This is a genomic window from Sphingopyxis sp. LC81, from assembly GCF_000756375.1.
Classification (GTDB): Bacteria; Pseudomonadota; Alphaproteobacteria; order Sphingomonadales; family Sphingomonadaceae; genus Sphingopyxis.
On the sequence record NZ_JNFD01000035.1, the window covers coordinates 157,517 to 174,505 of the forward strand.

16 protein-coding genes are annotated in these 16,989 nt (G+C 67.6%); 11 read left to right on the forward strand and 5 right to left on the reverse strand.

Going from position 1 to position 16,989, the window contains the following annotated elements:
• The first annotated feature begins 139 nt into the window (after positions 1–139).
• From FG91_RS16720 to FG91_RS21105, 11 genes are all read left to right on the forward strand, one after another.
• On the forward strand, positions 140–2,104 hold the full coding sequence (locus FG91_RS16720) for a TonB-dependent receptor plug domain-containing protein (protein WP_235212073.1): 1,965 nt from the start codon (positions 140–142) through the stop codon (positions 2,102–2,104).
• On the forward strand, positions 2,104–2,649 hold the full coding sequence (locus FG91_RS16725) for a hypothetical protein (RefSeq protein ID WP_052187778.1): 546 nt from the start codon (positions 2,104–2,106) through the stop codon (positions 2,647–2,649). Before FG91_RS16720 ends, FG91_RS16725 begins: the two co-directional genes overlap by 1 nt.
• On the forward strand, positions 2,649–3,056 hold the full coding sequence (locus FG91_RS16730) for a DUF1636 domain-containing protein (protein WP_037517106.1): 408 nt from the start codon (positions 2,649–2,651) through the stop codon (positions 3,054–3,056). Before FG91_RS16725 ends, FG91_RS16730 begins: the two co-directional genes overlap by 1 nt.
• Entirely contained in the window at positions 3,053–4,069 is a 1,017-nt protein-coding gene (gene cobT / locus FG91_RS16735) for a nicotinate-nucleotide--dimethylbenzimidazole phosphoribosyltransferase (RefSeq protein ID WP_037517107.1), read from the forward strand. Before FG91_RS16730 ends, cobT begins: the two co-directional genes overlap by 4 nt.
• Positions 4,066–4,635, forward strand: coding sequence for a histidine phosphatase family protein (locus tag FG91_RS16740; protein ID WP_037517110.1), 570 nt, complete (start codon positions 4,066–4,068; stop codon positions 4,633–4,635). Before cobT ends, FG91_RS16740 begins: the two co-directional genes overlap by 4 nt.
• Positions 4,632–5,351, forward strand: a complete 720-nt coding sequence (locus tag FG91_RS16745; RefSeq protein WP_037517112.1) for an adenosylcobinamide-GDP ribazoletransferase — start codon at positions 4,632–4,634, stop codon at positions 5,349–5,351. Before FG91_RS16740 ends, FG91_RS16745 begins: the two co-directional genes overlap by 4 nt.
• Positions 5,348–6,322, forward strand: a complete 975-nt coding sequence (locus FG91_RS16750) for a threonine-phosphate decarboxylase (protein WP_037517114.1) — start codon at positions 5,348–5,350, stop codon at positions 6,320–6,322. The genes FG91_RS16745 and FG91_RS16750 overlap by 4 nt, the downstream gene beginning before the upstream one ends.
• Positions 6,315–7,250, forward strand: coding sequence for an adenosylcobinamide-phosphate synthase CbiB (cbiB, locus tag FG91_RS16755; protein WP_037517116.1), 936 nt, complete (start codon positions 6,315–6,317; stop codon positions 7,248–7,250). The genes FG91_RS16750 and cbiB overlap by 8 nt, the downstream gene beginning before the upstream one ends.
• The gene (locus tag FG91_RS16760) at positions 7,238–8,695 is read left to right on the forward strand and encodes a cobyric acid synthase (RefSeq protein ID WP_037517118.1); all 1,458 of its coding nucleotides are present in this window, start codon (positions 7,238–7,240) and stop codon (positions 8,693–8,695) included. The genes cbiB and FG91_RS16760 overlap by 13 nt, the downstream gene beginning before the upstream one ends.
• The gene (gene cobU, locus FG91_RS16765) at positions 8,692–9,216 is read left to right on the forward strand and encodes a bifunctional adenosylcobinamide kinase/adenosylcobinamide-phosphate guanylyltransferase (protein WP_037517119.1); all 525 of its coding nucleotides are present in this window, start codon (positions 8,692–8,694) and stop codon (positions 9,214–9,216) included. Before FG91_RS16760 ends, cobU begins: the two co-directional genes overlap by 4 nt.
• 84 nt (positions 9,217–9,300) lie before the next feature.
• Positions 9,301–10,374: a transglutaminase-like cysteine peptidase gene (locus FG91_RS21105; protein WP_052187780.1), complete on the forward strand. Its 1,074-nt coding sequence runs from the start codon at positions 9,301–9,303 to the stop codon at positions 10,372–10,374.
• Here the strand turns inward: FG91_RS21105 and FG91_RS16775 are convergent.
• Genes FG91_RS16775 through FG91_RS16795 form a run of 5 tightly spaced genes read right to left on the reverse strand, consistent with a single transcriptional unit; the run spans position 10,320 to position 16,969 of the window.
• Positions 10,320–11,576: an HlyD family type I secretion periplasmic adaptor subunit gene (locus tag FG91_RS16775; RefSeq protein WP_037517121.1), complete on the reverse strand. Its 1,257-nt coding sequence runs from the start codon at positions 11,574–11,576 to the stop codon at positions 10,320–10,322. The genes FG91_RS21105 and FG91_RS16775 overlap by 55 nt on opposite strands.
• Positions 11,577–11,578: 2 nt before the next feature.
• Positions 11,579–12,670, reverse strand: a complete 1,092-nt coding sequence (locus tag FG91_RS16780) for a cell wall hydrolase (protein WP_081940650.1) — start codon at positions 12,668–12,670, stop codon at positions 11,579–11,581.
• Positions 12,667–14,814, reverse strand: coding sequence for a type I secretion system permease/ATPase (locus FG91_RS16785; RefSeq protein WP_037517123.1), 2,148 nt, complete (start codon positions 14,812–14,814; stop codon positions 12,667–12,669). Before FG91_RS16785 ends, FG91_RS16780 begins: the two co-directional genes overlap by 4 nt.
• A gap of 41 nt (positions 14,815–14,855) precedes the next feature.
• Positions 14,856–16,247, reverse strand: coding sequence for a TolC family protein (locus FG91_RS16790; RefSeq protein WP_037517125.1), 1,392 nt, complete (start codon positions 16,245–16,247; stop codon positions 14,856–14,858).
• Positions 16,247–16,969: an OmpA family protein gene (locus FG91_RS16795; RefSeq protein WP_081940651.1), complete on the reverse strand. Its 723-nt coding sequence runs from the start codon at positions 16,967–16,969 to the stop codon at positions 16,247–16,249. The genes FG91_RS16790 and FG91_RS16795 overlap by 1 nt, the downstream gene beginning before the upstream one ends.
• Positions 16,970–16,989 lie beyond the last annotated feature (20 nt).

Here is a 16,989-nt window from a genome sequence, read left to right on the forward strand (position 1 = left end):
CGGACAGGGTGTGCCGGGCGGACGGGGGTGAACCCGCATGACGACAAGCTTGGCTGCGCATGGGCGCGGGCGATGTCGTGTGTCCCCGGGACAACCGCATCGACCGTGTGCGTGAGCGGCATTGTCGAGGGGTTATCCTGTGTTCAAAGTGATTTTCCGAAGTTCAATCTGCCTCGCCGCCGTTGCGGCATCCTCCGCTGCGTTCGCCGACGAGGCGTCGACCGCGCACGCCGTCGCCGCCGACGGCGACAGCATCATCGTCACCGCGACGCGCGCGCCGCTGACGCTCGACGAAGTGCCGTCGTCGATCGCCGTGCTCGACAAGGAAGCGATCGATCGCGCGCAGGATATCGGCGTCACCGAACTCCTGCTCCGCACGCCCGGCATCAGCATCGCGCGCAACGGCGGCTATGGCACGTCGACATCGCTCCGCATCCGCGGCGCCGAATCGGAGCACACGGTCGTCGTGATCGACGGGGTGAAGCTGAACGACCCGTCGTCGACCGGCGGCGGCTTCAACTTCGCCAATCTGCTCGTCGGCGATATCGACCGGATCGAGGTGCTGCGCGGGCCGCAGTCGATCCTGTGGGGCAGCCAGGCGATCGGCGGCGTCGTCAATGTCGTCACCGCCTCGCCCGAAAAATCGCTCGAAGGCAGCTTCGACCTTGAGGCCGGGTCGCGCCAGACAGTGAGCGCGCGCGCCACGGTCGGCGGCCGCACTGGTCCGCTCGCCTGGCGCCTCGGCGGCCAGCGCTTCACCACCGACGGCATTTCGTCGCACGCCAAGGCGTTCGGCGGGGTCGAGCGCGACGGCTATCGCAACACGAATCTTTCGGGCCGCGCCGAACTGGCGCTGGCCGACAATGTCAGCGCCGAGGTGCGCGGCTATTATTCGAGCGGCCGCGTCGAATTCGACGGCTTCAACGCCGACAGCAACGACTATGGGCTAAACAAGGAGTTCGTCGGCTATGCGGGGCTCAATTTCGACCTCGCCGGCGGGCGGTTCCGCAACCGCGTCGCTTTTGCCTATACCGACACCAACCGCGACAATTTCAATCCCGACCGTGCGCGTCCGCAGAGCTTCGAGGCCGACGGCCAGAACAAGCGCTGGGAATATCAGGGCAGCTTCGATGTCTCGGATCGCATCACCGCGATCTTCGGGGTCGAAAATGAACGCTCGGACTTCCGCAGCCGTTCGCCCTCGGCATCGCTGGCAACCCCGCTTCCGGCGTTCGTGCGCGGCAAGGCCGAACTCACGAGCGCCTATGGCCAATTGAGCATCGAACCCGTCGACGGCCTGACGCTCAACGGCGGCGTCCGCTATGACGATCACGATCGTTACGGCGGGCAGACCTTGTTCGCGGCGGGCGGCGTCTGGCGCCTCGCCACCGGCACCGTGCTGCGCGCCAGCTATGGCGAAGGCTTCAAGGCGCCGTCGCTCTATCAGCTGTTCAGCGAATATGGGAATGTCGGGCTCGACCCCGAGGAAGCGCATGGCTGGGAAGCCGGCATCGAGCAGCATCTGTTCGACCGCAAGCTCGTCGTCGGCGCGAGCTGGTTCGACCGCACGACGACCAACCAGATCATCTTCAACAGCTGCAGCTTTCCGACCTCGACCGATCCGCGCTGCACGATCCCTGGCAGCAGCCCGGCGATCCCGCGCTTCGGCTATTATCTCAACGTCGCGCGCAGCGAAGCGCATGGCGTCGAGGCATCCGCGGCGCTGACGCTCGGCGGGCTGACGCTCGACGGCAACTACAGCTGGATCGTCGCCGAGGATCGCTCCGAAGGCACCGCCAATTTCGGCAAATGGCTGCCGCGCCGCCCGCGCAACACCGCCAACGCCTCGGCGAGCTATGCGTTCGGCTTCGGGCTCGAACTCGGTGCGGCGGTGCGCTGGTCGGGCAAGAGCTATGACAATGCGAGCAATGCGACGCGCCTCGACGATTATACGCTCGTCGATCTGCGCGCCGAATATGCGCTGTCCGATGCGGTGAAGCTGTTCGCGCGCGCCGAGAATATCTTCGACGAGCAATATATGACGGCGTTGCGCTATGGCTCGCTCGGCCGCAGCATCTACGCCGGCATCCGGGGCCGCTTCTGATGATCGCGCTGTCGGACCGGGGTGCCTCGGCGCTCTGGGTCTCGCTGCTGACGGCAGCGAGCACGGCAACGACGCTCGCGCTCGCCTGCGCGACTCCCTTTCCGGCGCTTGCGGCGCTCGCGGCGGTGCATATGCGCCGCCGCGATGGCGCGGCGCTCATGCTGTTCGCATGGGCCGCGAGCCAGTTCGTCGGCTTCTTCCTGCTCGGCTATCCGCGCGATGGAAGCACGCTGGGCTGGGGCGCCGGGCTCGGCACCGCGGCGGTCGGCTCGGCGCTCGCAAGCTATGCGGCGCTGCGGGCGCTCCCATACCGCTCGGTCGCGGCGCGGCTGAGCCTCGCCTATGCGGCAGGATTCACGGCGTTCAAGGGCATCATCCTCCTATGGGCGCTTGTCCTCGGGGGGCTGCACACCGCGATGGCGCCCGACCTGCTCGCCGAACAGTTCGTGCGCAACGGCGCGATCCTGATCGGGCTTTACGCCCTGTATCGTGCGCTCGTCGCGGTTGGCGTCCCGGCGCCGCCGCAACCGGCAACGGCCGCCTGATGCTCACCCGCGTCGACCCGGGTCCGGCGGTGGTGGTGTGCAACACCTGCCGCCACAGCCGCGAATCCCGGGACGACACGACCGGCACGCGCGGCGGCGCGCGGCTCGTTGAAGCGCTGAAACGCCTCAAGGAAGACGAGCCGCGTTATGCCGGTGTCGCGGTGCAGGAAATGGCGTGCCTGTTCGCGTGCCAGGATCATTGCACCGTCCACCTGCGCGCGCCTGACAAGGTCGGCTATGTCCTCGGCCGGTTTCAGGGCGATGAAAAGTCCGCGCGTGCCATCCTCGACTATGCGGTCCATTATGCGACAAGCGAGCATGGCCGCGTCCCCTTTTCGCTTTGGCCCGAAGGCGTCAAAGGGCATTTCATCACCCGCACCCCGCCACCAGGATTTGTCGCCGAATGACCAGCTTTGCCTCCGTCCATGCCTTCGAGGCCGCGCTTGCCGATCTGCGCGAGCCAAATGTCGAAGCGGCAGCCGATGCGCAGGTACGGCAAGGCGAATTGACCAAACCCGCCGGATCGCTGGGGCGGCTCGAGGATCTGGCGATCTTTTTCGCCGGCTGGCAGGGCAAGGCGCGGCCGCAGATCGCCCGCGCGCGCGCCGCGATCTTCGCGGGCAACCATGGCGTCACCGTCCACGGCGTCAGCGCCTTTCCGCCGAGCGTCACCGCACAGATGGTCGCCAATTTCGCGAACGGCGGCGCGGCGATCAACGCTTTGTCGGGCGCCGCCGGGCTGGAACTGACGGTCGTCGCGCTCGACCTCGACCGGCCGACCGCCGATTTCACCGTCGATGCCGCGATGAGCGAGGCCGAATGCCTCGATGCGCTGAACCGCGGCGCGGCGGTGGTCGACGCCGACCTCGACCTGATCGTCCTCGGCGAAATGGGGATCGGCAATTCGACCGCCGCCGCCGCACTCTGCGCACGCAGCTTCGCCGGCGGCGTGGCGGGATGGGTCGGCCCCGGCACCGGGGTCGACGGCCACGGCGTCGCGCGCAAGGTCGAGGTGATCGAGCGCGCGCTCGCCTTTCACATCGATGCACCGCGCTCGGCATTCGAGACGCTGCGCCGCGTCGGCGGACGCGAGATCGCGGCGATCGCGGGCGCGATCGTGCGCGCGCGGCAGCTCGGCGTACCGGTGCTGCTCGACGGCTTCATCTGCACCTCCGCCATCGCGCCGCTCGCGGCCGAGAATCCCGCGATCGCGGACCATATCATCGCGGGCCATTGCTCGGCCGAGCCGGGACATAAGCGTCTGCTCGACCTGCTCGGCCTCGCCCCGCTGCTGTCGCTGGGCATGCGGCTTGGCGAAGGCAGCGGCGCGGCGGTCGCGGCGAATATCATCCGCAGCGCGCTCGCGGCGCACGACCAAATGGCAACCTTTGCCGAAGCGCAGGTTTCGGCGTCGCTGTGACCGGCTTCGCGCTCCATCTGCTGCGCCACGGCACGCCCGAAACGCCGGGTTTGCTGATGGGACGCACCGATGGCGCACCGACCGCCGAAGGCATCGCGGCTTGCGTGGCGCAAGCCGAAGACCTTGGCGTCGAACGCCTGATCGCAACGGACCTGCGGCGCAGCCGCGCGGCGGGCGAAGCGATTGGCACGGCCGCGGGCATACCGCTCGCCATCGATCCGCGCTGGCGCGAACTCGATTTCGGTGCATGGGACGGCAAACCGGCCAGCGCGGTCGATCGCGACGCGCTCGGCCGTTTCTGGGACGATCCCGACACAAATCCACCGCCGGGCGGTGAGCGCTGGTCGGCGCTCGTCGCGCGCGTGTCGGCCGCCATCGCCGACCTCGCGCCCGTCCCGACGCTCGTCGTCACCCACGGCGGCGCGATGCGCGCAGCGCTCCACCACCTGTGCGGGTTCGACCAGCGCCAGCTCTGGGCGTTCGATCTGCCTTATGCCGCGCTGCTCTCGCTCCGCCTGTGGCCGGGCGAGCCGGCCAGCGCCCAGATCGCAGGGCTCTACCCATGAAGGGACTGATCGTCGCGATCCAGTTCCTGACGCGCCTGCCGACGCCGCGCATCGCGGTGTCGAGCGACGAATTCGCGGCGTCGATGCGCTGGTTTCCGGCGGTCGGGCTGATCGTCGGCGCGCTCGTCGCCGGCGCGGGCTGGGCCGGCGCACGGATCGATCCGTGGACGGGCGCGCTCGCTGCACTGACCCTCTGGGTCGCGGTTACCGGCGCGCTGCACCTCGACGGGCTGGGCGACATTGCCGATGCGAGCGGTGCGGCGCACAAGGACCGCGAACGGCTTCTCGCCGTGCTTGGCGATCCGCATGTCGGCAGTTTCGCGGTCGTCGCCATCGCGCTGCAACTGATCGCCAAACTCGTGCTGCTCCATGCATTGCTCGACCGCCAGATGTTCGCCGCGATTGTCCTGATCCCGTTCGCGGCGCGGATCGGACCGCTCGCCTGGTCGCGCGCGCTGCCCGATCTCCACGCGGGACTCGGCTCGCGTTTTCGGGGTGCCGTGCGGCCGATGGACTTCGTCATCTGGGGCGTGGCTCTCGCCGCCGCCGCGTGGGCATCGCCCTCGCTGCTCATCGCACCGATGATCTTCCTCATCTGGGGCGGGTGGCTGCTGCGCAAGATCGGTGGAATTTCGGGCGACGGCCACGGCGCGGGGATCGAAATTGGCGAAAGCCTGCTGCTCGCGGCGGCGCTGTTGCTGGCGCATTTTGCATGAGCGGTCCATGGACCTGGCACGGCGGCGGGCTCGAAGCCGCGAAGCGCGCGTTCGGGAATGGCGACTGGATCGATCTGTCGACCGGGATCAATCCGCACCCCTGGCCCGGCGCCGCCGCGATGGCGTTCGACTGGCAGCGCCTGCCCGACCCGGCCGCGCTTGCGGGGCTCGAAGCCGTTGCCGCTAGCTATTTCGGCGTCGACGCCAGCCATGTCTGCGCCGTGCCCGGAAGCGAGATCGGACTGCGCCTTGTCGGGACGCTGGTGGGCGGCCCCGCGCGGCATCTCGCGCCGAGCTATCGCACCCATGGCGAAATGGTCGCGGGAAGCGCGCCGATCGCCCCCGCAGCCGCACGCGGCCACGGCGGCACATTGATCCTCGCCAACCCCAACAATCCCGACGGCCGCGTGACCGGCGCCGCGGCGATGCAAGCGCTGCTGGACGGACGCGGACCCGGCGGCTGGCTGTTGGTCGACGAAGCCTTTGCCGACACCGATCCGGCCGCGAGTGTCGCGCCGCTGGTCGATGACGGGAAAAGGCTGATCGTCTTTCGCTCCTTCGGCAAATTCTTCGGCCTCGCGGGCGTGCGGCTCGGCTTCGTCGTCGCGCCGCAAGCCATCGTCGCGGCGCTGCGCGAACGGCTCGGTGCGTGGCCGCTGTCGGCGGCCGCGATCCATATTGGAACCGCCGCCTATGCCGACCGCGACTGGATCGTCGCAGCTCGGCAGCAGCTTACGGATGAAGCCGCCGCGCTCGATACGCTGCTGGTGTGCCAAGGCCATCGGCCCATCGGCGCCTGCCCGCTCTTTCGCCTGATCGAAACCGACGATGCGCATGCGCTGTTCGAGCGGCTCGCGCGGCGCGCGATCCTGACGCGCCCCTTCGCCGATCAGCGGCGCTGGCTGCGGATCGGCCTGCCCGCCGACGCCGCCGCGCGCGCGCGGCTGGAAGCGGCGCTGACCGATGGCTGAGCCGATCGCGCTCACCGCGCTCGCGCTCGACGCCGCGTTCGGCTGGCCGCGCGCGCTCTATCGCCGCCTCGGCCACCCCGTCGGGCTGTTTGCGCGGATCATCGAAGGTTGCGAGACGCGGTGGAACCGCCCCGGACACAGTTTCGGCGTGCGACGCGCGCTTGGCATCCTGACCCTGCTCCTCCTGCTTGTCCTCGTGGCCGGCGCCGGCTGGGCGCTCCAGCGCCTGCTGCTCGCGTCGCTCGGCGGCTGGGGCTGGATCGGCGTGGCGATTCTCGCCTGGCCCGCACTCGCGCAGCGCAGCCTGTTCGATCATGTCCGCGCAGTCGGCGAGCGGATCGACGCGGGCGACCTCACCGCCGCCCGAACCGCGGTCGGCATGATCGTCGGCCGCGACACGGCCGCGCTCGACGAAAGCGGGGTCGCGCGCGCCGCGATCGAAAGCCTTGCCGAAAGCTTTTGCGACGGGGTCGCCGCGCCGCTCTTCTGGCTCCTCCTCCTCGGCCTGCCCGGCGTCTGGGCGTATAAAGCGGTGAACACCGCCGACAGCCTGATCGGCCACCGCGAGGCGCGCTGGCGCGCCTTCGGCTGGGCGGCGGCGCGTTTCGACGATCTCGCCAACTGGATTCCTGCTCGGCTGTCGGGCCTGCTGCTCTGCCTCGCAGGCGGCGGCTGGCGCATCCTGTGGCGCGATGCACGTAAACACGCCTCACCCAACGCCGGCTGGCCCGAAGCCGCGATGGCGGGTGCGCTGGAGCTTAGGCTCGCGGGTCCCGTCGCCTATGAGGGGGTCATGCACGACAAGGCGTGGATCGGAGATGGCGACAGCGACGCGGGCGGAGACGAAATCGACCGCGCGCTTGCCATCTACCTGCGCGCCTGCCTGCTGCTTTGGCTGATCGCGGGAGGCGCGATATGGCTGCGCTGATGTTGCAAGGCACCGGCTCGGACGTCGGCAAGTCGGTGCTCGTCGCCGCGCTGTGCCGCGCGCTGACCAATCGCGGCCTCCGCGTGCTTCCCTTCAAGCCGCAGAATATGTCGAACAATGCCGCGGTGACGACCGACGGCGGCGAGATCGGGCGCGCGCAGGCACTGCAAGCCATCGCGTGCCGCGTGGAACCGCACAGCGACATGAACCCGGTGCTGCTGAAACCGCAGGCCGATCGCACCTCGCAGCTCATCGTCCACGGCCGCGTGCGCGGCACGCTTGGCAGCGGCAATTTCCGCGAAGCCCGCGGCGCGCTGATGGCCGAAGTGCTCGAAAGCTATGAACGCCTCCGCGCCGCCTCTGACATCGTCATCGTCGAAGGCGCCGGATCGCCTGCCGAGATCAACCTGCGCGCGGGCGACATCGCGAACATGGGTTTCGCGCGCGCCGCGAACGTGCCCGTCGTGCTGATCGGTGACATCGACCGCGGCGGCGTGATCGCCTCGCTCGTCGGCACGCGCGCGGTGATCGACGCCGAGGACGCCGCGATGATCCGCGGCTTCCTGATCAACAAGTTCCGCGGCGACCCCGCGCTGTTCGAGGACGGCTATCGCGAGATCGAGCGGCGCAGCGGGTGGCCGGGGTTCGGCGTCATCCCCTGGCTGAGCGCCGCATCGCGCCTGCCGAGCGAGGACGCGGTCATCCTCGAACGCCCCGCCGACCCGCGCGACGGCCGCAAGCTCATCGCCTGTCCGATCCTGCCGCGCATCTCGAATTTCGACGATCTCGACCCGCTCAAGCTCGAGCCCGGGGTCGAGATCGCGATGGTGCCGCCGGGCCGCCCGATCCCCGCCGAGGCGGCGATCATCGTGCTGCCGGGGTCGAAGGCGACGATCGCCGACCTCGCGGCGCTGCGGGCCGAGGGCTGGGACATCGACATCAAGGCGCATCACCGGCGCGGCGGGATGATCGTCGGGCTGTGCGGCGGCTATCAGATGCTGGGCAAGCGAATTGCCGACCCGCTGGGGATCGAAGGCGCGCCGGCCGAAGTCGACGGGCTCGGCCTGCTCGATGTCGAAACGATAGTTTCGCCCGCAAAGACATTGCGTCACGTGCGGGGAACCGCATTGGGTGCGGCGGTCGAAGGGTATGAAATGCATATGGGTGAAACCAGCGGCCCCGGCACGGCGCAGCCGTTCGCCGCGCTGGAAGACGGGGCGCGCGACGGCGCGATCAATCGCGAGGGCAATGTGATCGGATCCTATCTGCACGGCCTGTTTGCCTCCCCCCGGCTGCGCAGCAATTTGCTCGCGCAAATCGGCGTAGCGGGCGACGGGCGCGACTATGCGGCCGACGTCGATGCCGCGCTCGACGACATTGCGGGCGAGTTTGCGGCGCACGCCGATATCGATGCGATGCTGCGCATCGCGGGGATCGCCGCATGAGTGGATCGTCGCTGTTCGTGGTCGGCGGCGCACGCTCGGGCAAGAGCCGCTATGCGCAGGCGCGCGCCGAAGCTGCGGGCGGCAGCCCGGTCTTCGTTGCGACCGCCGAAGCGTTCGACGGCGAGATGCACGAGCGGATCGCCCGCCACCAGGCCGATCGCGATGCGCGCTGGCGCACGGTCGAGGCGCCGCGCGACCTGCCCGTCGCCATCGACGCGCTGAACGCCGAAGAGGCGGTCGTGCTAGTCGACTGCCTGACGCTCTGGGTCTCGAACCTGCTGCTCGCCGAAGCCGACATTCCGGCCGCAAGCCGCGAATTATGCCATGCGATCGACCGCTTCGAAGGGACGCTGATCCTCGTCGCCAACGAGGTCGGCCTCGGTATCGTGCCTGACAATGCACTCGCACGGGCGTTTCGCGACGCGGCCGGGCAGCTCAACCAGTTGGTCGCGGCAAACGTGCAGGAGGTCGTGCTGATAACCGCGGGCCTGCCGCTGACGCTCAAGCCGCGCGGGGCATAGCACCCGCTTTCCAAAACGTGCTGAATGCGGTGTTTACTATCGTCATGAAGCTTATCCTCACGCCGCCCCGGCAAATCGGGCCGCATGAGAAAGCATGCCCATCTTGTCGCTGGCGATTCGCGATGGCTTCCTGTCTCCATCGCCCTTGCCGCGGCGGCGCTGACGCCGTCGGCCGCCCATGCCTCGTCCAAGCTGCTCAACGGCAAGGCGTTGGCGGACAGCAAGGCCGCATGTCCCGTCGCGGCGAGCCATGCGCCGCCGGCCAGGGTCGACATCTCACGCGCCATATTGGGCGGAGCGCCGAGCGCGCTCGACCGCATCCGGGCCGACCAGCAGGGCGTCGCGGCGGCCGAACCCGCCGCCGCTGTACCGATCGCTGCCGGTCTCGATGCCTTCCCGATTGGGCAGACGCTCGAGCCCGCCAGCCGTACCCCGATCGCTTTCGCCTCGTCCGAGGGCTGCGGAACGCCGTCGATTTTTGCACCGCTTGTTGAAACCGCCGAATATGATCCCGCCGCCGAACTCGGCACCCGCGCGATCCCGGTCAAGCGCACGCGCTTCGACGACCGCTGGGATCATGTCCGCCGCGCGGCGCCCGCGGGGCTGATGCAAAGCAAGCTGCGCCGCGCGAACGCTTCGCCGGGGCTGGCCGAGCAGGACCTGCTCGCGCGCATCAATCAATGGGTCAATCGCGAGATCGCCTATGTGAACGACGACCGCAATTACCGGCAGCGCGATTTCTGGGCGACCGCCGAGCAGACGCTCGGGCGCGGCAAAGGCGATTGCGAGGATTTCGCTATCCTGAAGATGCAGATGCTGCGCGCCGCGGGGGTCGATGCCGACCGCATGAAGCTCGTCCTCCTCCGCGATCTCGCCGCCAACGCCGACCACGCCTTCCTGCTCGTCCAGACCGATGCCGGAAAGGTCGTGCTCGATAATGTGACCGACCGGCTTTACGACGGCAGCCAGCCCAATGCGGTGCGGCCGGTGTTGTCGTTCAGCGAGAACCGCCGCTGGGTGCATGCCTATCGCGGCACGCAGCCGTCGCCGAACTTCGCTGCGATCCCCGCGTCGCAAAAATCCTATGCGCTCGCGCTGAACAATCAGCGTTCGGTGAGCGCCGACCCGCTGACCTTCAAGACCGGCTTGAGCAAATAACTCAGCACCGATTTCTTGCCGGTCACAATCTCGACATCGCACAACATGCCCGGCGTGATCGGCAGCCGCCGGCCGTTCGAGGTCAGATAGCTGTTGGTCGTTTCGACGACGACGGTGAAATAGGCCTGCCGCTCGACCTCGTCATAGATGCTGTCGGCCGACACCCGCACGACCTTGCCGTTGAGCCCGCCATAGATTGAAAAGTCATAGGCGGTGACCTTGACATTCGCGGGGTCGCCGACCTTGATGAAGGCGATGTCGCGTGGCGTCACGCGCGTTTCGATCAGCAATTTGTCGCCGAGCGGCACGATCTGCATGATCTTTTCGCCCGCGTTCACATAGCCGCCGAGCGTGTTGACGAGCAGGTCGTTGACGACCCCGCGCGTCGGCGAGCGAATTTCGGAGCGCGCCAGCCGCCCTTCGGCGCCGCGGATCGTTTCCTCGTTGACCGCCATCTTGGTCGTGAGCTGGCTGCGCTCGTTGAGCGCTTCCTGCTGGAAGTCGAAGCGCGCGCGCGACACTTCGGCGCCCGCTTCGCGCACCGCGGCCTGCGAGCGCGAAATCGCCTGGCGCGCCGCGGCGAGGCGGCCCTGGATATCGACGACCTCGCGCTGTGCGGTGAGCAGTTCGGTCTGCGGCACGACGCCCTTTGCCGCGAGCGGCGCGAGCATCGCGACCTGTTCGCGCGCGAGGCTCAGGCTGCTTTCGAGCGACGACGCGGTCGCCTGCGCTTCGCCCATGTCGCGGCGGCGCTGTTCGACGCTCGCTGACAGCGCCGCGAGCTGGCTTTGCAGCGACGAACGCCGCACTTCGGCGAGGCGCGTTTCGTCGCCGCAGCTTGTCCCAATGCAACCCGCCCCGCCGCCTTCGCCCGCAAGCCGCGCGGCGCGCTGCGCGAGGCGGGCATTCTCGGTTTCGAGCTGGCCGAGTTCGGACTGCGACGTCGTATTATCGAGCCGCACGAGCAGCTGGCCTTTCTTGACCGTCTGCCCCGAGCGGACGAGGATTTCGCGGATCGTCGAGGGTTCGGCCGACTGGATGATCTGCACCTTCGACGAGGGGATCACGCGGCCCTGCCCGCGCGACACCTCGTCGACGCGCGCGATGCTCGCCCACAGCAGGAACAGCACGAAGCCGGCGGCAGCCGCGACCATGATCTGCTCGCTTCCGCGGAGGCGCTGCCAGAATTTCACGATTCCCATGGTTATGTTCCGGGCTGGATTTCGGGGGTGGCGGCGGCGCCCTGCTGGCTCGTCAGGCTATCGAAGCGCGATTTGCTCTGCGTCGGGTCGGGAATATTGGGGACCCAGCCTTTGGTCACGTCCACACGGCCGCCGACGTCATTGTCGGCGCGGTGATCGGTCGGGTCGCGCGGCGCGGGCACGCCCTCGACCGCGATCGCTTCGCCAGGCAGCGCCTCGACCGCCGCAGCACTGCCTTGATACAGCTGGCTGAACGCCGGAATCCACTCGGCGCCGGCATAGGCGTCGGAGAAAGCCCCCGGCTTCCCCCACGAACCCGGCCAGCGATAGAAGATATGCGCGCCGATCTGCTCGATCTTGGTGAGTTTCGGCGCCCAGCGCGGCAGGACATAATTGGCGTGATAATGCGTCGCCATGCCGACGCTCACCTCGACATGGCCGGTCAGCGCCGCGCGCGCGATCTCGGCCGAACGGCGCCACAGCGCGGGCACCGGCGGGCGGCGCATCGAACCGTCGCACGCAAAGCTGAACTGGCAGCCCGGGCGCGAACTGCCCTGATAGATCACGCCGCAGACGGTATTCGGATAGGCGGGGTGCTTCATGCGGTTGAGGATGACCTGTGCAACCGCGGCCTTGCCCGCGTCCGATTCGGTCGCTGCCTCATAATAGATCGCCTGCGTCAGACAGCGCTGCGCATTGGTCGCCTGCGCGAGCGAGATCGTCGGCATCAGGAACGGCCGCGCCGCCTCGACCGGCAGCGTCGAAACCGGGAGCAGCGCATTGCGCGCAACGGCGTCGGCGCCTTCGGCGGTCGGGACGATCGAATCGGTTTCGGTTTCGGTAATCAGCTTCGCGATCGCCTGTTTCTTCGCCGCCTTTGCGGTTTCGACCGGATCGGCGGTCCAGCTCGCGACGACGCCTTCGACGAAGCGCGACAGGCGATCGTTCGACGAAGCGAACAGGATCACAACCGCGAACAGCGCGAGACCCAGGAGTATGAACTTCAGGCTCTTCGATGAGCCCTGCTGAACGTCGCCCCAAGGGACTTCGGCCGCTGCGGCGCCATCGCGCCCGATGTGAAGCTCAGGGATCATGATGCCGGTTCCTTGGTCGATCGCGCGAGGACGTCGGCGCGCGGGCCGTCGGCGACGATGCGTCCGCCGTCGATGACGATGATGCGGTCGCACATCTGCAGGATCGCCTCGCGGTGCGTCGCGATAATCACCGTCTGCGATTTCGCGACGGCGCTATCGAGCGCGTTGATGAAAAGCCGTTCGCTCTGCGTGTCCATCGCGCCGGTCGGCTCGTCGAGGAACAGGAGGCGCGAGGGTGAGGCGAGCGCGCGCGCGATGGTCAGGAAACCGCGCTGGCCGCCCGACAACTGCCCGCCGCGTTCGCCGGTGCCGCGGTCGAGCCCGGTTTCGTCGCGGCCCATGAAACGGTCGGCGCCGATCGACTGCAGCGTCGCGAGCAACTCGGCGTCGGTCGCCGCCGGCGCGCAAAATTGCATATTCTGCTTGATCGAGCCGCTGAACAGCACCGCATCCTGCCCGACGAAGCGGAATTGCGAGCGCAGGTAGATCGGCGAATGCTGGCGGCTGTCGAGCCCGTCGATGAAGATATTGCCCGCCTCGGGCGCGTATAGCCCGCAGAGCACACGCCCCAGCGTCGACTTGCCCGACGCGACGCGGCCAACGATCGCGATCCGCTCACCCGCCTCGATCTTGATGTCGATGTCGGTCAGCGACGGCGCCACGGCGCCCGGATAGGTGAAGGACAGGCCCTCGACCGAGATATTGCCCGTGTCGATCGTGAGGTTCAGCGCGCTGCTGCCCATGCGGCGTTCGTCGTCGGCCTCGATCATCTGTTGGATGCTCGCCATCGTCGTCAGCGCCTGCCGCCCGCGCGTCATCAGGAAGGCGAGTTGCCCGACGGGGGCCATCGAACGGCCGGCGAGCATCACGATCGCGATGATCGCGCCCATCGAAATCTTGCCCGCATCGAAGAGGTAAAAACCCCCGACGATGAGCGCGAGCCCCGAAAATTGCTGGCCGAGCGTCGCGAGGTTGATCGCGGCGGCGCCGGTCCGGCGCATCACCGCCTGTGTCCGCGCGCTGGTGTCGACCATCCGGCGCCACTGGCCGAGTATTTGTCCCTCGGCAGCGCAGCTCTTGACCGTTTCGGCGCCGCCGATCGCCTCGACGAGCATCGCGTGCTGGATACTCATATCGGCTTGGTTGTCGAGCGACGCCTGCATCATGCGCCGCTGCAGGAAATAGCCTGCGACGCCCATCACGACGATGATCGTGAGCGGGACGAGCGCGAGCCAGCCTGCGAGCACCGCGATCATGATCAGGAACAGCACGAGGAAAAGGAGGTCGACGATCAGCACGATCGTCGTCGAGGCGAAGAAATCGCGCACCGATTCGAACTCGGAGACGCGCCGCGCGAGCATGCCCGTACTGCCACGGCGATCGGCGAGCGGCATGTTCAGCACTTTGGAGAAGATCTTCTCCGACAATTTGACGTCGAGGTCGCGCCCGAGATCGTCGAGCAAGGTCGACCGCGCGAGGCGGAGCGTGAATTCGACCGCGAAAGCGAGCAGCGCGCCGACCGCGAGCACCCACAGGCTCGACACCGCCTTGTTCGGGATGACGCGGTCATAGACGTTCATCGTGAACAGCGGCAGCGCGAAGCCGAGCAGGTTGATCATCAGCGCCGCGCCGAGCACCGGATAGAAGGAACGGCGCATCCGCCGGACCTCGCTCCAGAACCAGTGGCGCTTGGCCTGTTCGTCCCACGGCCGTTCCTCGGCGCGGATCGCGGTCGGGTCGGCGGCGACCGCCACCGCCTGTCCGGCGTAACTTTCCTCGACCGAGCTTTCGTCGGCCCACACGGGCGCCTCGGCACCCGGTTCCCAGATGAGATACTGGCCGTCCTTCGCCTCGATCAGCACCGCGCATGATGCGTCGGTGCGGCGGATGATCGCCGGCAGGTCGCGCGCAAGGTTCCGCACCTTGCGCGCATAGAGCCGCTCATTGTTGATGAAGCAAAGATCGAGCGCCGCCTCGGCCTGATGAAAGGGGAGGAAACCCCTTTCATCGCGCGCGAGCGCGACAAGCGCACCGCGCTGGAAATTCTGGCCGAAATGCTGCGCGACAAAGAGGATACAGGCGATCAGCGGATCGCCCGGCACCTCTTTACCGATACGTGCAATCGAGGATTGACCCTGTACCATATCTTGAATTTTCTACTTAGAATCAATCCGCTAACAAATTATTACGGGCGGTGGCGACGCTGGAGTTCGGCCGGCGCCGGCGGGCCGTAATTCACCTTCTCGCGCGCATAGACGCGGCGCGCTTCGGGGGCGGTCAGGTTGAACGCTTCGAGCAGGCTGTTGGTCGATGCAAGGATCTGGTAAACCGCGAACATCTCCGAGAAACGTGCGGTTTCGGCGCGCACCTGGACGTTGAAACGCGTGTTTTGCGCATCGAGCACGTCGAGCAGCGACCGCCGGCCTACCGAGAATTGCTCGCGGTAAGACAGCAGGAGTTCGTCGGTCGACTTGCTCTGGTCGACAAGGTCGCGGAACACCGCGGTCTGCGTTTCGCGGCTGTTCCACGCGCGGCGCGTATCGGCCTCGGCATTGCGTTCGGTTTCGTGCAGGCGGAAGCGGCTCTCGCTCGCGCGGCGCACCATCTCCTGATATTTTGCCTGGTTGATCCCGCCGTTGAAGATATCCCAGCGCAGGACGACGCGGCCCAACAGGTCGGTCGTCTCGCCGCGGAACGCGTCGATATCCTCGCCGATCCGGCCCGAAAATTCGAGGCCGATCGTCGGGAAAATATCGCCTTTTTCCTTCTTCGCTTCGGCATTCGCCGCGTCGACGTCGGCCTGCGCCTCGAGCACCTTGGGGTGCCGCGACCGGGTCAGGCCGACGGCTTCGCTCAGGCTGACGGGCAGCTTTTCGGCCATCACCGGCGGCATCTGCACCTCTTCGACTTCGAGCCCGCTCAGCGCGAGCAGCTCGATTTTGGCGTTCGCCAGCGCTTCCTTCGCTTCCGACACACGCACGCTGGCCGCCTTGGCACGCTCCTGCGCCTGCTGCAGGTCGGCGACGCTGATCGACCCGGCGGTCACGCCGCTCGACAGGTCCGACACGAGGCTGTTGTGGAAGGTCATATTGTCTTCGGCGGCGGCGACAACGCGCTGCTGGAGCAGGACGTCGAGATATTGCCGCGCCGATTGCAGCGCGATGAACTCGGACCGTTCGACCACGCGCAGCGCAGCGCCGTCGACGCGTGCCGCCTGACGAAGCTTTTCGCCGTGGCGCCGGCCGAAATCGATCAGCGTCTGCTCGGCGCGGATCCCCGCTTCGAGCGGATAGAGCTCGTCGTTGGCGATGCCGAGGTTGCGGCGCGTCGCATTTTCGAGCCGGCGGACCCCCGCCGACAATTCGAGCGAGACGCGCGGCAGATACAGGCCCTTGGCCTGCTCGAGTTCGAACTCGATCGCCTGCTTGTTCATTTCCGCCTGATTGATCTGCGGATTCGAATCGATCGCGACCGCCATGACATTCTGCATGCTGGTCGGCTCGGCCAGGGCCGATGTCGCGAAAAAGGATATGGCGATGGCCGAGGCAAAGCCGGCGAGCTTATATTGCGGTTTCATCACTGTCCCCCATTCCCATTCACTTCAACTTCGACGCGCCGATTCTCCGGCGTGCGCTGGCCGTCGACTGTCTGGACGCGCGGCTTGCGCTCGCCCATGCCCGACACCGCGATGGCGTCGGCCGGAATGCCCGCGGTGCCCATCATGTCGGCGATGACGCGCGCCCGGCGCAGCGCGAGACCGTCGTTATATTTGTCGGAGCCCGACCGGTCGGTGTGACCGACGACGGTAAAGCTGCGCCAGCCGCAGCGCGTACGATTCTCGGCCATGAAGGCGACCGACTGGCCCGCATCGGCGGGCGCGGCGGTCGAATCCCAGTCGAAATAGAAGGTCGAGGCGACCTCGGGCGGGCAATTTTCGCTCGGCGGTGCCGGCGGCACCAGCGGCGCTTCGGGCGTCGGCTGCGGCCGCTTGGTCATCATGCCATAAGCGAAATCGCAGCGGCGCAGGCTTTCGGCGTCCTTGGTGCCCGATTTCAGGAAGCCCTTCGCGATGCCGCACTGGACCTTGGCTTCCGACGCCCAGGTATAGACATTGCTGTTGGCGGCGACGACCGATCGATCGGTGGTCAGCGCCAGGGCCGCGTCATAGCGGGTTTGGACCTCGGTTCGCACCTGGTCGATCGGCAGATCGGCAAGCGCCTGCGCCAATGCGCTGCCAGGCTGGGCGAAGGCCAGCGCGGCGAATGCCCCCGCCATCCATTTTCCCGGTTGATGTGCCATTTCGTATCGCCCTCCCGTTA